This is a genomic window from Salinibacter sp., assembly GCF_042218895.1.
Taxonomy (GTDB): domain Bacteria; phylum Bacteroidota; class Rhodothermia; order Rhodothermales; family Salinibacteraceae; genus Salinibacter.
Window position 1 is genome coordinate 41,563 of record NZ_JBDGQQ010000100.1, and the last position, 15,306, is coordinate 56,868.

General features: G+C 63.5%; 12 protein-coding genes and 1 pseudogene. All 13 read left to right on the forward strand.

The window, feature by feature from the left end; translation table 11 throughout:
- Positions 1-482, forward strand: a 482-nt coding sequence (idi, locus tag ABEL04_RS09250; protein WP_375802104.1) for an isopentenyl-diphosphate Delta-isomerase, incomplete at its 5' end; no start/stop codon positions are given.
- Positions 483-740: 258 nt separating this feature from the next.
- Positions 741-1,085 (forward strand): hypothetical protein, encoded by a 345-nt coding sequence (locus tag ABEL04_RS09255; RefSeq protein WP_375802105.1) that lies wholly within the window; start codon positions 741-743, stop codon positions 1,083-1,085.
- A gap of 93 nt (positions 1,086-1,178) precedes the next feature.
- On the forward strand, positions 1,179-2,018 hold the full coding sequence (locus tag ABEL04_RS09260; RefSeq protein ID WP_375802106.1) for a DUF547 domain-containing protein: 840 nt from the start codon (positions 1,179-1,181) through the stop codon (positions 2,016-2,018).
- Between the two features lie 308 nt (positions 2,019-2,326).
- Positions 2,327-3,856, forward strand: a complete 1,530-nt coding sequence (gene gatB, locus ABEL04_RS09265; protein ID WP_375802107.1) for an Asp-tRNA(Asn)/Glu-tRNA(Gln) amidotransferase subunit GatB — start codon at positions 2,327-2,329, stop codon at positions 3,854-3,856.
- Positions 3,857-3,865: 9 nt separating this feature from the next.
- Complete coding sequence (locus ABEL04_RS09270) at positions 3,866-5,281, forward strand: peroxiredoxin family protein (protein WP_375802108.1); 1,416 nt, start codon at positions 3,866-3,868, stop codon at positions 5,279-5,281.
- A 158-nt stretch (positions 5,282-5,439) separates the two neighbouring features.
- Entirely contained in the window at positions 5,440-6,012 is a 573-nt protein-coding gene (locus tag ABEL04_RS09275) for a class I SAM-dependent methyltransferase (RefSeq protein WP_375802109.1), read from the forward strand.
- Positions 6,013-6,066: 54 nt separating this feature from the next.
- Positions 6,067-6,849: a triose-phosphate isomerase gene (gene tpiA / locus ABEL04_RS09280; protein WP_375802110.1), complete on the forward strand. Its 783-nt coding sequence runs from the start codon at positions 6,067-6,069 to the stop codon at positions 6,847-6,849.
- A gap of 563 nt (positions 6,850-7,412) precedes the next feature.
- Positions 7,413-8,495, forward strand: a complete 1,083-nt coding sequence (locus ABEL04_RS09285) for a class I fructose-bisphosphate aldolase (protein ID WP_375802111.1) — start codon at positions 7,413-7,415, stop codon at positions 8,493-8,495.
- A 171-nt stretch (positions 8,496-8,666) separates the two neighbouring features.
- The gene (locus ABEL04_RS09290; protein WP_375802112.1) at positions 8,667-10,559 is read left to right on the forward strand and encodes an ATP-binding protein; all 1,893 of its coding nucleotides are present in this window, start codon (positions 8,667-8,669) and stop codon (positions 10,557-10,559) included.
- Between the two features lie 56 nt (positions 10,560-10,615).
- Entirely contained in the window at positions 10,616-11,029 is a 414-nt protein-coding gene (locus tag ABEL04_RS09295; RefSeq protein WP_375802113.1) for a nucleotidyltransferase family protein, read from the forward strand.
- A gap of 177 nt (positions 11,030-11,206) precedes the next feature.
- On the forward strand, positions 11,207-12,952 hold the full coding sequence (locus ABEL04_RS09300; protein WP_375802114.1) for an amidohydrolase family protein: 1,746 nt from the start codon (positions 11,207-11,209) through the stop codon (positions 12,950-12,952).
- Between the two features lie 62 nt (positions 12,953-13,014).
- The gene (locus tag ABEL04_RS09305; RefSeq protein WP_375802115.1) at positions 13,015-14,442 is read left to right on the forward strand and encodes an amidohydrolase family protein; all 1,428 of its coding nucleotides are present in this window, start codon (positions 13,015-13,017) and stop codon (positions 14,440-14,442) included.
- Positions 14,443-14,491: 49 nt separating this feature from the next.
- Positions 14,492-15,306 (forward strand): annotated as a pseudogene (locus ABEL04_RS09310) (amidohydrolase); the annotation flags it as partial.

Consider the following 15,306-nt stretch of genomic DNA (forward strand, 5'->3'; position numbering starts at 1 on the left):
AAGGGTGGCTTCATCGCGCTTTTTCCGTATTCGTCTTTGATCCTGCCGGTCGTCTCCTCCTTCAGCGACGGACCGCGGAGAAGTACCATTCCGGGGGGCTGTGGTCCAACACCTGTTGCAGTCACCCCCGACCCGGCGAGCCCCCACTCGACGGTGCCCACCGCCGTCTCACCGAAGAAATGGGATTCGACTGTCCCCTGACGCCCGTCTTTCGGGAAACCTATCACGTTTCCGTGGGTCCGGACATGGTCGAGCACGAGCACAACCACGTGTTCGTCGGGGCAGTTGACACGCCCGACATTCGCCCCGACGCCGACGAGGTCGCCGACTGGACGTGGGTGGAGCCGTTCGCCCTCCGGCGAGACGTGGAAGCCCACCAGCACCGATACACGCCCTGGTTTCGACTTCTCCTCGACCGTGCCCTCTCGTCGCCACCGGTGCCGCCGAAGAAGGATCCATTGTCGTCGAAGAGCGGTTCATAGTGCCCATTCGGAAAGCCCTCCGGGGTTGTGACCGACTGGTCGTTTCGAGAGCGTTTCCAGGCCACCGAAGCGCCCCGGACACGGCGAGGAGGGAGCTTCAGACTGAATTCGAGGTCCCCGCCAACCGTGGCGAGATCGCTCGGCTCCGCTCAAGAGGACTCCACTGCAGGAGGGCGTGCTTGACGCAGGAGCAGGGTCTGGAAGCCCCCGACTCGTTGCGAAGGGTGCTGTTGTTTCTCACCAGTTCACTTGTGGTCCGTGTTTGAGGTGTCTCGCCGGTATCGTCAGTACCTCGGTCTCGTTTTTCTGATCGTTGTGTTCGTCGGCGGAATGATCGGGTGGACGTGCGCAACGCTTCAAGTGAAGTCCTCGGGGCCGGCGCCGGCCGATACGACTGGCTCCGTGCAGGTCAACACGGTGGTGCTCCGGGCGTCCGTGCCGCCGGTGGACAGGTCTCCAAATCCGTCCTGTACTGCGGACGACGGGAGCGCGCAGGTTCTGCGGAGCCCCCTGCTCCAGAAGGCAGTGCTGAGTCTGACTTCAGGAACGGCTCGCCCCCCGTCCCGATCACGGCTCATCGTTCTGAACCGTGCCCGGGGCTGACGTTTTTCGGGGCACGGGCCGATTTCGGGGAACGTCCATTTGCCCTCATGCGTGCGTCCGCACCACTGATTCCCACCGCGTTTTACCAACGGTATGATTTGGCGCTTCCTTCTCCTCACGTTGATCCTGGCGTCCGGTAGTGGGGCATTTTCCAGTACTTTGGGGCAGCACGCTGCAGATTCTTCGGCGGCACGGGCCACGGTGGACCACGCCCTGTTCGATCGTCTGCTCGGCCGAGTAGTGGGGACACAAGGGAACGTGGATTACGAAGCACTGCAGGCCAGGGCCGACACAACGCTGACTCCGTATCTCCAGCAGCTTGCCTCAGCTCAGCCTGCCTCCTTGGACCGTGATGCGCGCCTCGCCTTCTGGATCAACGCGTACAACGCCTACACGCTCAAGCTGATTGTCGACCACTACCCGGTCACGAGCATCCGGGACATCGAGGGACCGACAGAGGACAAAACGCCGTTCCAGCGCCCGGTTGGCGTGGTGGCCGATACCATGCGGACCCTCGACGAGATTGAGCACCAGATCATTCGCGTGCGCTTCGACGAGCCCAAGATCCACTTTGCCCTCGTCTGCGCCGCGAAGAGCTGTCCCCGGCTGCGCCAGGAGGCATATACGGGTCCTCGCCTCGATCAACAGCTCGACGATCAAGCGCGCCGGTTTCTCCACCACCCCCGAAAGAACCAGATCCCCGCCGGTCCCGACACCATTTCTTTCTCCCGCATCTTCAAGTGGTACGGTGATGACTTTGGGCCCACCCTCGACGCCGTCCAGCGGTTCAGTGCCCCGTACTTCGACGGGAGCGTCCAGGACTCGCTTGCTCAAGCCACCTATGAGGTCCGGTTTCTTCCGTACGACTGGACCCTCAACGCCCAGTCGCTGGACTGGGGAGACGGAGGTCCTGTGACCGGCTCCGGATCCTGAGGCTGTCGGCGGGTCAGGGCGGTTTCGCCTTCCTCCCTGTTGCCGGACGGCGCTCTCCCTAGTTGTCTGGGGGACGGCACTGGTCGGGGTCCTCCACTCGCCCGTACGGACCGGATCTTCCTGCGCCTCCTGTGGTCGATCCGCCTCTCCCGAAACTGGCTCGGCCGCGGAGGTAGGCCTTCCGGCCTTCATTCAGCCCCATTCTGAACATTTCCTCAGCCCCCGGGTATTTTCGTTCCTGATTGCACCCCGGAGGCCAGATCCCTGGCCTTCACGGTTCGTCTCCCCACTGACTCCGCTTCCGCAGCATGGCCTACGAGAACTACGAGCCCGTTATCGGCCTGGAGGTCCACGTTCAGCTCCAGACGGACGCCAAGATTTTTAGCAGCGACGCCACCGCGTTCGGCGCCGATCCCAACACCCAGGTCGATCCCATAAGTCTCGGGCACCCAGGCACGTTGCCCGTCCTCAACAAGAAAGTCGTCGAGTATGCCCTGCGGCTTGGCCTGGCGACCCAGTGCTCCATTGCCTCCCGATCGGTGTTCGCCCGAAAACACTACTTCTACCCGGACCTGCCGAAGGGATACCAGATCTCTCAGTACGACACGCCGATCTGCTACGACGGCTACGTGGAGATCTTCCCCGGCGAAGATGACGAGACCAACTCAACGGACGAGCAGGAATCGCGCCGGATTGGGCTGACCCGCATCCACATGGAGGAGGATGCGGGCAAGTCCGTACACGATCCCGACGAGGACACGACCCGGCTCGACTTCAATCGCTGCGGGGTTCCCCTTCTCGAGATGGTGACGGAGCCCGATCTGCGCTCGCCGCGCGGGGCGTATCTCTTCCTCCAGCGGTTGCGCCAGCTGGTGCGGTACCTCGGCATCAGCGACGGCAACATGGAAGAGGGCTCGCTCCGCTGCGACGCGAACGTCAGCGTGCGTCCTCGCGGGCGGGAGGCGTTCGGGACGCGGACGGAGCTAAAAAACATGAACTCGATGCGGCACGTCGAGCAGGCACTCGACTACGAAATCACGCGCCAGATTGCCGCCGCGGAACGAGGGGATTCGATTACTCAGCAGACCCTGCTCTGGGACGCTGAGGCCAAAGCTACCCGGCCCATGCGCTCGAAGGAGGAGGCTCACGACTACCGGTACATGCCCGACCCGGATCTCGTAGAGGTCGCCGTCGACGACGAAATGATCGAGAGCGTCCGGGCGTCCCTCCCCGAGTTGCCCCGTGCCCGCCGCCAGCGGTTCGTCGATGAGGTCGGGCTTCCTCCGTATGACGCGGGCGTGCTGACGGAGGAGCAGGCCGTGGCCGACTATTTCGAGGAGACCCTCCAGCAGCTTTACAAGCGCACGAAGGGGGGCGACACCGACGCGCAGGCGAAGGTGGTGTCGAACTTTGTGATGACCGAGGTGATGCGCGTCCTCAACGAGCAGGACCTGAGCATCGACGAACTGCCGGTTGGGCCCGAGCGGTTGGCCCAGCTTGCCTACCTCCGCCTGCAAGATAAGGTCAGCTCCAACGGGGCGCAGGAGGTCTTCGAGGTTATGCTGGAGGAGCACGAGAAGAGCGCGGGCAAGATTGCGGATGAGCGTGACCTCATCCAGGTGAGTGACCCCGACGCCATCAAGCCCGTCGTCAACGAGGTTCTCGGCGATCATCCGGAGAAAGTGGAAACCTACCTCGACGGCAAGGAGGGCCTTCTCGGATTCTTTATTGGCCAGGTCATGCAGCGGTTCGACGGCTCTCCGGACCCCGAACTGGTGCGGTCCCTCCTGCGCGAGCAGCTGGACGCACGGCGGGACGAGGTGGATGTCGAGCAGTAGACGAAGCAAATGTCGCGTCTCGACGCCCCCTCAACATTTTCGCAGATCTGGGGGTCCTCGGCAGTCCGAGGGCTCCTTCTCTTCGGTCTGTTCGTGCTGGGAGTGTCGTGCCAGCAGTCCGGACCGGGCGTGCAGAGCTACCTGGCAGGACGGGTCACTCTCGCCTCCCGTGTCGACACGCTGGACGACTACAGCGGCTTCCGGGTGCTGGCGATGCGCGCCCGGGGGCGTCAGATCGACACGCTCGGCCACGCCACGACCAATCGGGACGGCCGGTTCCGCATGACGGTTGCTGCCCCGGAGCGAGGCATATATTCGCTCACGGTGTGGGGACGGCAGGGGAACGAGCGGCTGGCTGCAACGGACTACGTGGTCGCCCCGAGCGATTCTGGGACGCTCAGCGCAGAGCTGTCCCCGTCGCGGCAGTCCCTGCGCGTGGAGTCGCCCGAAAACTCGGCCCTCCGCGCCTACTCGAATGCGATGGCGACTCACCGACGCATGCTATCCCGTCCCACAAGAATAAAGGCGCGTCGGTCGAACGTCCTGGTGCAGAGTGTCCGGCTAACCAGTAGCGTTCTCTGGACCCTGTGGGAGAACAATCCGGGGACCTACGCCGGGCAGCTCGCCGCTGTCCGGTCGGTTTCGCTTTTAGGGGGGTGGAACGACTCGCTGGCCGTCGCTCGTGCCCGGCAAATCGAGCCATCTAACCCCTGGTACGTCGACGCCGTCCGCACCGCCCGGCGTGCAGAAGCCCGGCTGCACGGCCAGCAGGCAGCCCTTGACCTCCTCGACCGATTCGAGGCCCGGGCCGCGACGGCCCCAGAGACGGCGGGCGTGAGGGCCATTCGCATCCAAGCGTTTCTGGACAGCCTGCAGACCAGCGCGGCCCGCTCCGCCGCTCAGCAGCTGACCTCGAGGCACTCCGAGACGAGGTGGGCCGCGTGGGCCGACCGCGTCCAGTACGAAGCAGAGCATCTTATGCCGGGCATGACTGCCCCCAATTTAACCGTTCGGACGCTCAGCGGCGACTCCCTGTCGCTGCGCGCGCTGCGGGGCCACCCTGTTCTCCTCGAATACTACCACCCTGGAAGCCACGCCTACGCTCGACAGCTCCCGGCGCGGCGCAACTTGTACAGCGCCACGCGGGCCGACTCCGTCACCTTCCTGTCAATCTCGGTCGAGCCGGACACCGTCGTCAACCGGGCGTTTCTCAGCAACCGGCCGCCGGCCGGCCGCCACGTCATTGCCCCCCAGGGCCGCGACGCGTCAATCGTCGAGCGGTACAACGTGGTGGACGTTCCTACCCGGTTCCTCCTCGATGCTCGCGGGCGCATCGTGGCCCAGTATCACAGTGCTCCTCTCCTATCCCTCCGACGAGACCTAGCCCGGATCCTGGACGAACGGCCCCTCCTCCCTCGTCCGTAGCAGGACCTCCCATCTTTCTCGACTTCTTGATGACCGTTCGTCCGTGAAGACCTTGAAACACGCCCTCCTCTGGTTGTAATTGGCAATAAGGGGAATTCTTCTCTGCCAGATCCGCGCTCCACTCGTTGCTCCGCTCATTAAATCCCCAACTCGTACTGGTGCCTTCGACAGTGTCAGGTGTCTTCTCCTACATCAAGAATTTTCTTCAGGATCAAGACGTCGCGGCCATCGCACCGTCCTCCTCATTTCTGGTTCGGCGCGTCTGCAAGTGGATCGATTTCGAGGAGGACAACGTCGTCGTCGAATACGGACCCGGAAATGGCGTTTTCAGCGAGTATATTCTTGAGCACATGACCGACGACTCAACCTTGATACTCATTGAGAGCAACCCAGACTTCGTACAGACCCTCGAGGACATGACCGCGGACGATCCGCGGGTCCACGTGGTGGAGGACCGGGCCGAGAATGTTGCTGACATTCTGGAGGACCACCACATCGACGAGGTGGACTACGTTGTGTCCGGAATCCCGTTTTCGTTTCTCGATGAGGACACGAGGCACGACCTACTCGACCGGACCCGAGATGTCCTCTCAGAGGACGGGAAGTTTCTCGTCTACCAAAACTACAATCACCTGGAAGATCCTCTTCGGGCACATTTTTCGACGGTCCAAAAGGAGTACGAACCCCGCAACGTTCCTCCGACAATGTTTGCCTACGAGGCCCAGAAGTAGAGCAGATCCTGCCCTCCCTCCTCCGTCACCGATTCTTCTAGACAGCCCGTCCCCATGCTTATCGCTGGCAACTGGAAAATGAACATGGACGTCCCGGAGGGGCGCGCCCTCGCTCAGGTCATCGCGGACCGTTTATCGACCCACTCCCACTCCTTCGACGGCGTTGATTTCGCTATCTGTCCCCCGTTCGTCCACCTGCAGTCTGTAATCGATGCGGTGGACTCCGTGCCTGTGGCCGTTGGGGCCCAGGACATGCACGCTGAAGACGAGGGAGCGTACACGGGCGACGTGTCGGCCCCGATGCTCACGTCCGTGGGCTGTCACTACGTCATTCTCGGGCACTCTGAGCGCCGCGAATATTACGATGAGACCGACGCGGACGTGAACCGCAAGGTGAAGCAGGCCCAGGTCCACGATCTGGTGCCCATCGTCTGCGTTGGCGAGACCCTCGAGCAGCGCGAGTCCGGAGAGGCAGCGTCCGTGGTTCGCGCCCAGGTCGATGGGGCCCTCGCAGACGTGTCGATTGAGGATCCGGGTGGCCTCGTCGTGGCCTACGAGCCGGTGTGGGCCATCGGCACCGGCGAGTCGGCCGCCCCCGAGCAGGCCCAGGAGATGCACGCGGTCATTCGGGGCGACCTCACGGAGCGGTACGGGGCCGCCGTGGCGGCAAACGTTCCTCTGCTGTACGGTGGCAGCATGAAGCCGCACAACGCGTACGGCCTCCTCTCGCAGCCCGACATTGACGGCGGTCTCATCGGCAGTGCCAGCCTGCAGGCCGATCGCTTTCTAGGGATCGCTGAGGAGGCCGAGTCCGTGCTGAAGGAGACGACGAGTTGAGTTCCGAGCAGCCCTACCGTCGCCTCTCTATCCGCCGACGCCTCTCTGTCTGGAGGAGAAAGCATCCGACGCCCAGGTCCCGCCCTGGTGGGCGGGCGGTGAAGTTCGCTTCCCTCGGGAAACATCACCTCCGAACATCCAGCGAGACCCCGGTAGCGTTCCGGTCTCCACCGTGGCCGAAGATGTCAGTGTGCAGTACAAGGTCTCACCGCCCTTGAAGCTACAGACGGTGTACCCGAGCTCCGTCTCCCTTCCAGTCGAAACGACACTGTATTGCCGTTCCTCCTGTCCCCCTCCACGGGCGGTTGCGCTGAGGAAAGCGCACGCCCCAGTGCCTCCGGAGAGAGCCCCCCCGATTCGATCGCCTAGTCGATTTAGAAGTGCCTCCAACCATTTCCCATTTTTTCCATAGAAACCAGTGACCTTCCCTCCCTAGGACGTGGACGAAGTCGTTCCTCGTCCATATCTTCGAATGTAGATGTGCTATAGCCGGATCGTCCTTTTCGGCTTCTGATCGAACGCTTCCCTTCTACCGTTTCTACGACACAAACTCCCATTGTCCCATGGCCGAAGCAACCCTGACCCGCACCGCTGAACTCCTTGGTGACGAAGCCGAGGACCTCCTTAGACACGAATGCAAAGCCATTCCGAAGGAGGACCTTCACCTTCCCGGGCCGGACTTCGTGGACCGGGTTTGGCGGGACTCCGACCGCAATCCCCGCGTCCTTCGCTCGATGCAGACGATCTTCAACCATGGACGCCTCGGCGGCACCGGCTACCTCTCCATCCTCCCCGTCGACCAGGGCATCGAGCACTCCGCCGGCACCAGCTTTGCGCCGAACCCGATCTACTTCGACCCCGAGAACATCGTGAAGCTGGCGATTGAGGGCGGCTGCAACGCCGTCGCCTCGACGTACGGTGTGCTCGGCTCGGTGGCCCGAAAGTATGCTCACAAGATCCCCTTCATTCTCAAAATCAATCACAGCGAACTGCTCTCATACCCGAACCGATACGACCAGGTGCCGTACGCCCGCGTGGAGGACGCCCACGAGATGGGCTGTCTCGGCGTGGGCGCTACCGTGTACTGGGGATCGGAGGAATCGAACCGACAGCTGCAGGAAATCTCGAAGATCTTCTCGAAGGCCCACGAGCTGGGAATGGCCACCGTTCTCTGGTGCTATGTGCGCAACAAGGAGTTCGTCCTCAACGGCACCAACTACGAGGCGTCGGCCGACCTGACGGGCCAGGCCAACCACCTCGGCGTCACCATTGAGGCCGACATCATCAAGGCGAAGCAGCCTACGGTGAATGGCGGCTACAGGGCCATGCGCGAGCAGAAGGACAGCGGCTACGCGAAAGATCCGTCGCTCATCTACGAAAACCTGACGACGGACCACCCGATCGACCTGACGCGCTATCAGGTGGCCAACAACTACATGGGCCGGTGTGGCCTCATCAACTCCGGCGGCGCCAGCGGCGACAACGATCTGCAGCAGGTCGTGCGAACGGCCGTCATCAACAAGCGGGCCGGCGGCACGGGCCTCATTACGGGCCGCAAGTCGTTCCAGAAGCCGATGAAGGACGGCGTCGAGATCCTAAACGCGATCCAGGACGTCTATCTCAACGACGACATCACAGTTGCTTAGCAGGACAGCCTGATTGACACATCGCTGCGCGCTCGACCGGGGGCGGTCTCCACTACGGAGATCGCCCCCTCCGTTCGTGTCCCTGGCCCGGTGGCCGAATCCCACACGCCCCCGCCCCGTTCAGGAACCACAAGGTGTTTTCACGCTCTGTGCTCGCAGCCCGACCGTCCTATGGCCAACGCCGATCGTACCGACCCTGCGCCCGCGTCTGAGGCCTCCTCTTCCGACGAGGCCTCCCCCTCCGATGAGATCGCTCCCGCCGACGATGTCTCGACCGCCGACGGCGCGACGCCCGCAGAATCCGCCGACACGGAGGCGCCCACCCCTCCTTCGCTCGAGCCGTACACGGCGCACTATCCGGCGTGGGCGCAGGAGCTAGCACGGAAGTACTTTACCAAGACGGTCGCGACGTTCATCCTGCACGGTGACATCCGGGACGTGGTGCCCACTCAGGACCGCGACGGCAATCGCATCTATCCTCCGCTCCGTACATTCCTGGACGACGACCTCTTCGCCGCCCGGGACGTGGTGGTGTACTACGACCGGAGTGCCGGCATCCACTTTGCGGACCAGGCGTCAAAGAAAGATTTCAACCGCGCCCTCGCTGGACAGGACAGCCTCTTCGGCACCGACTACCAGAACAACCTGCCGAAGACCCCGAGCAAAGTGTTCGAGTTGCTTGAGGACTACTTTCGCCTCCGCCTGGCCAAGGGCGCGCGCGTAGCTTGCGTCGTCGACTACGCCGAAACGGTAGCGCCGATGGCGGAGGCCTCCGTGTACTCGGCCGAGGATCGGGAGTCGCTCGTGTACCTGCAGAAATGGTCTCGCGACTCGCTCTTTCTGGAGAACGACTTCACGCTCTGCCTTCTCACCGAAAACCTGACGGACCTCAACCAGCAGCTCGTCCAGAGCCCGCACACGGCCGAAGTCTACGTGCCCATCCCCGAGGCGGACGACCGGCAGGAGTACATCGACTGGGCACTGGGGGAGCGCAGCGGCCTGTTTCGCGATCACTCGGACGTGACACCCAAGGCCCTCGCCAAAAACACCGCGGGCCTCAACTACACCCAGCTCCGGACGATCCTAGCCGACGTCCTGGAAAACCAGAACCGTCTGACGGCCGAGACGCTCTCCGACCTCAAGAAAGAGTTTATCGAGGCGGAGGCGTACGGGATGCTCGAGTTCATCGAGACGGACAACTCACTGGACCTGATCGCGGGGCACACCGAGGCGAAGCAGCACCTCCGCCAGGCCGCCCACGCCGTGCAAACCGGCCAGCACGACGTGCTTCCGATGGGCTACCTCGTGAGCGGCCCGGTGGGCTGTGGCAAGACGTTCCTGATCAACTGCTTCGCCGGAGAGATTGGGATCCCGATGGTGAAGCTCAAGAACTTCCGCTCGCAGTGGCAGGGGGTGACGGAGGGCAACTTGGAGAAGATTCTGAACCTGCTGGAGGCGATGACGCCGGTGGCCGTCATGATCGACGAGGCCGACGCGGCCCTCGGCAACCGCAACATGCGGGGCGACTCCGGCGTGAGCCAGCGCGTCTTTTCGCAGATCGTATCGTTTATGAGCGACCCCGCGCACCGGGGCAAAGTCATCTTCTTCCTCGTCACGGCCCGCCCCGACCTCATGCCGGTGGACCTGAAGCGCCAGGGCCGCGCCGAGGAGCACCTGTCGCTCTTCTACCCCCACACCCGCGAGGATCGGGAGGAGCTACTGCAGGTGATGATGGACCGCACCGGCGTAGACCTCTCGATGGAGGACGTCCCGCCGGAGCTGCTGGAGGGCGAGCGCACCTACAGCGGGGCCGACATGGAGGCCATCCTGACGCGGGCCGCCTTCCGGGCCTCGGGGTCGAACGACGCCACGGTGACGCCCGACATCCTGCAGGAGACGGTGAACGACTTCATCCCGCCCACCTACCCGACGGAGGTGGAGCTGCAGCAGCTCGCCGCGGTGCTGGAGTGCACGAGCCGCGACCTGCTCCCCCAGCGGTTCCGTCAGATGGACCGGGCGGAGGTGGTCGAACGACTCGGGCAGTTGAAGCAGATGGTGGACTGACCGCTCGTCGCCGATCGACTTCTCCAGAATATTTGCCTGAACCCTGGCTCCAAACCATGCCTCAACTCCCTTCCTCTTACGAGACGATCCTGATTGAGGCACTTCGGCCGTACGTGTCTCGCATTGAACTCTTTGGCTCCACAGCCCGCGACGAGGATGATACGGACAGCGATCTGGACCTCCTCGTCACTCTCCGTGCGGCGGACGAACGGCCTCCTCTGGGTCTGAAATGGTTCAAACTCGAACGCGAGCTCTCGAAAAAGCAGGGACGCCCCGTCGAGCTCGTCACTGAACGTGCGCTGAGTCCACACCTCCGTCCCCACATCGAATCAGATCGCGTCCTCCTCTATCAAGACGAATCCGAAGAGTACTCCGGTGAACGCGGGGAGCGAGGCGGGCGCGAGAAGTACGATGCTACGCTGGAGCAGGTACCAGATGTTGAACCCGACCAACGAGATCGGGTCGAATAGTCGAATGAACGACGCCGATGGTCTTCGCCGATTCGGTTCGTAACGATCTGGAGACAGGGTGCATCCTGACGCGACGAAGCGGAGGCTGGGGACGATGAACGGACTGACACTCTCTCCCGTCCTCCTTATGTTAGGATTGATTTACACTCCGCCTCCCATCGCCCGGCTGTCCCCCGCATGACTGCTCCGACATTCCGCCGCGCCCTCGGCTTCCTGAGTCTCTGTGCTCTCATCCTGGGCACCTCGCCCGTTGCCCACGCTCAGGACTACGAGGTGCCCACCGTCACCGACACCTACGCCCTCACGGACGCCCGGGTGGTGCAGGCGCCGGGGAAGGTGCTCGAATCCGCGACCGTCGTGGTGCGGGACGGGCTGATCGAGGCGGTGGGCCGAGACGTGAAGGTACCCTACGATGCCCGACGCATCGCGGCCGATTCGCTCGTCGTCTACGCCGGCTTCATCGACGGCCTCTCGCATGCCGGGGTGGAGATGCCGGAGAATGAGGGAGAGAATGAGGACAACGGGGAGGACGTGGATCCGGGCGATCCCCCCTTCGACCGCGCCGGTATTCAGCCGGACCGGTCCGTGCGCCCGTTCCTCACGCCGGACGACTCCGATCTAAAATCGCTCCGGAAGGCCGGATTCACCGCGGGGCACGTGGTGCCGGAAGGCCAAATGCTCCCCGGCTCGGGGGCGTACGTTTTCTACGGGGGCGACACGGCGAACGAGATGGTTCTGGAAAAACACTCTACGCTCTTCGCCCAGATCCAGCCCGCAGAGGGATACGTCTATCCGGCCACCGAAATGGCGGTGATCGCGAAGTTCCGCCAGCTCTTCCGGGAGGCCGAGCGGCGTCAGCAGCTCGAAGCGAAGTATCGCCAGAATCCCACGGGGACTGAGCGTCCCCCACAGGACCCCGTCCACAGCGCCCTCTTCCCCGTCCTCGACGGCGAGACGCCCCTCGCGTTCTACGCGGACGGAGCCCTTCCCCTCCACCGCGTCCTCAACCTCAAGCAGGAGCTCGGCTTTCCGCTCGTCCTGGCGGGCCTGGCCGAGAGCCACGCCACCGTCGAGGCCTTGAAGGGCATCGATGCGCCCCTCTTCCTGACCTTGGATCTGCCCGACAAGCCCACGCGCTCGGCGAAACAGGACACGATCGTGGCCGACACGACGGACGAACCGTCCCGCTACTACAGCCCCGAATTCCGCGTCCCGTCGTACCGAAAGGTCGAGGAGGAAGAGCAAAACCTGGAGCTCCGGCACGCGATGGAACGTCAGGACTACCTGGAGACCGCCGCCACGCTCCACGACGCGGGCCTTGAGTTCGGCTTCACCACTCGGGAGGCCAAGCCGGACGATGTTCGCGGAAATCTACGCACGATGATCGACCAGGGCCTCCCCAAGCAAGCGGCCCTGGCCGCCCTCACCACGCGGCCCGCCTCTCTCCTCGGCCTCAGTAATCGGCTGGGCACTGTGGAGGAAGGAAAGATTGCGAACCTCGTGGTCACCGATGGCTCTTACTTCGCCGAGGACACGAAGGTCACTCACGTGTTCGTTGACGGGCAGCTCTACGACTACAGCACCGAGGAGTCGGAAGGAAAGGTTTCCGGCGATGTGTCGAAGGTGCTCGGAACCTGGGAATACACCCTTGAAACCCCTCGGGGCGAGCGCACCGGCACGATCACTATCAAGGGCGACCAGTCCGGCCTGGAAGGCACACTCGTCAATTCGCAGGGCGACGAGCGCGAGTTGCGGTCGATCTCGTTCGACGGCACGACCCTTTCCTTTACGATTAAGCCGCCGGAAGGGCCCTCCCTCTCCGTGACCGTCACGGTGAAGGGCGACACCTTCGAGGGCACCGTCTCCACCCCCGGCCCCTCCCTCGAAATCACCGGCGAGCGAACCTCTACGCCAAACGAATGACGCGTCTCGCCCGTCTCCCCGCCTCTTCAACGATTTCCCGCGCTCCGTCCTCCCTCTGCTCCATGATGTCAGCTTTCCTCCTCCGCCTCCGCGCCGCGCTCGGCGTTCTCTTCGCCGCCCTCCTCCTCGCGCCCTCCGCCACGGCGCAGGACCTGCTTCGCGCCGACGCCCCGAACGACTGGCTCATCCAGGACGCCACCGTCCTTACCGTGACGAACGGCACCATCGAGAACGGCGACATCCTGGTGCGGGACGGGGACATTGCCCGTGTCGGTCAGAATATTTCAGCTCCCAGTGGAATTGAGGTGTACGACGCCAGCGGCGAGTACGTAATGCCCGGCATCGTGGAGGCGCACCAGCACATGGCCATCAGCAACGTGAATGAAGCGACCAATCAGGTCACCTCGGAGGTGGGGGTCGGCGACGTCCTGGATCCGTACGACATTGGGATTTACCGCGCCCTGGCCGGCGGTGTCACCACCGCGCACGTCATGCACGGCTCGGCCAACCCCATCGGCGGACAGAACGAGACGATCAAGCTGCGCTACGGGGTCACGAATCCTGATGCCCTGAAAATGGAGGGGGCTCCCCGTACCGTGAAGTTTGCGCTTGGCGAAAACCCAACCGGCCTCTACGGACAGGAACGCAACCAGGTGCCCCGCACCCGGATGGGCGTGGAGCAGGTCATCCGGGAGGCCCTGACCGAGGCGCAGCGCTACATGGAGGCCAAGCAGGCGTACCAGAATGGCAATCGCGCCCAGCCGCCGCCCCACAGCGAGCGCCTGGAGGTGCTGGCGGGTGTGCTTCGGGGCGACATTATTGTGCAGTGCCACGGCTACCGCGCCGATGAACTGCTCATGCTGATGAAGGTGTTCGAGGACTTTGGGATCGAGAACCTCGTGTTCCACCACGTAAACGAGGGCTTCAAGGTGGCCCCGGAACTGGCCGCCTTTGGCGACAACGGGGCCGGCGCGTCCGTCTTCTCGGACTGGTGGTCGTACAAATTTGAAGTCTATTACTCGACCGCCTACAACGCCGCCATCCTCACCGAAAACGGCGTCAACACGTCGATTAATTCCGACATTCCCGGCGAACAGCGCGACCTGTATCTCCAGGCCGCCAAGACCCAACGCTACGGCGACCTCTCGGACACCCAGGCGCTGAAGCTCATCACCATCAATCCCGCCCGTCAGCTCGGCATTGCCGACCGCGTCGGCTCCATCGAGGAAGGTAAGGACGCCGATCTCGCGATTTTCAGCGAGCACCCACTCTCGGTCTACACCAAGCCGCAGCGGACGTACGTGGACGGCGTGGTGCGCTTCGACCACGAGCAGGACCCCGACGACATGCGCCTCCGCGTCGATCCCGAGGGCACCGTGGAACTGGCGCGGGACGGCTATGACCGGGCCCGCCGGCACAGCTGCCTCAAAGGCGTGACCCACCTGCGCGCCACCCGACACGGAGTGACCCTCGAAAATGCGGGCCGATAACCCCACTGCTCTTCCCATCTGTTCCCACTCCCGACCTACCCTCTCCCCCATGTGCTTGGTTCTCCCCTCGCGGCGCTCCTTTGCCGCCGCAGGTCTCGTCATCCTCCTCGCGCTGACGCTGACTGTTCCGGTCCACGCGCAGAAGAAGCCCGGCTACCAAGGCCCCTTCGCCCTGACAAACGCTCAGATCATCGTCACTCCGAGTGATACGATTGACAGCGGCACGGTCGTCATCCGGGACGACTCGATCGCCGCGGTGGGGCCCGACGTGTCCCCTCCCGGCAACGCCGAGGTGATCGACTGCAAAGGGCTCACTGTCTATCCCGGCTTTATCGATAGCGGCACGCACCTGGGCCTGGAGGAGATTGGATCTCTCCCCGAAACCCGGGACTACAACGAGATTGGCGAACTCACGGCCCATATGAACGCCCTCACCGCCGTCAATCCGAACACCGTCCACGTGCCGACGACGCGGGTGCACGGCATCACGGCGGTCATCACCGAGCCCGAGAACGGCATTCTGCCAGGCACAGCGGCCCTCATTGGCCTGCACGGGTATACGCCCGAGCAGATGCACCTCGGTAACGTGACGCTCACGAAGCTCGACTTCCCGTCCGTGGGGCGCCAGGGCCCGTCGGACGACCGCTCGCCGGAAAAAATCCGGACGGAGGCCAAGAAGAAGATCGACAAGCTGAATGACCTGTGGAGTCAGGCTGAGCGCTACGCCCGCATCGACTCGGCGGTGGCGGTGCAACCCGAGACGCGGCGGAAGCCGAAATTTGTGCCGGCCATGGAAGGCCTGATCCCGGTCATTCGCGGGGAGCAACCGCTGATGATTGAGGCGAACGCGGCGCCCGACATCTC

Coding starts and splice junctions, on each gene's coding strand:
- ABEL04_RS09290 (WP_375802112.1), top strand. CDS start 8,667: ATGGCCAACGCCGATCGTACCGACCCTGCGCCCGCGTCTGAGGCCTCC.
- tpiA (WP_375802110.1), top strand. CDS start 6,067: ATGCTTATCGCTGGCAACTGGAAAATGAACATGGACGTCCCGGAGGGG.
- ABEL04_RS09305 (WP_375802115.1), top strand. CDS start 13,015: ATGATGTCAGCTTTCCTCCTCCGCCTCCGCGCCGCGCTCGGCGTTCTC.
- ABEL04_RS09285 (WP_375802111.1), top strand. CDS start 7,413: ATGGCCGAAGCAACCCTGACCCGCACCGCTGAACTCCTTGGTGACGAA.
- ABEL04_RS09270 (WP_375802108.1), top strand. CDS start 3,866: ATGTCGCGTCTCGACGCCCCCTCAACATTTTCGCAGATCTGGGGGTCC.
- gatB (WP_375802107.1), top strand. CDS start 2,327: ATGGCCTACGAGAACTACGAGCCCGTTATCGGCCTGGAGGTCCACGTT.
- ABEL04_RS09300 (WP_375802114.1), top strand. CDS start 11,207: ATGACTGCTCCGACATTCCGCCGCGCCCTCGGCTTCCTGAGTCTCTGT.
- ABEL04_RS09295 (WP_375802113.1), top strand. CDS start 10,616: ATGCCTCAACTCCCTTCCTCTTACGAGACGATCCTGATTGAGGCACTT.
- ABEL04_RS09260 (WP_375802106.1), top strand. CDS start 1,179: ATGATTTGGCGCTTCCTTCTCCTCACGTTGATCCTGGCGTCCGGTAGT.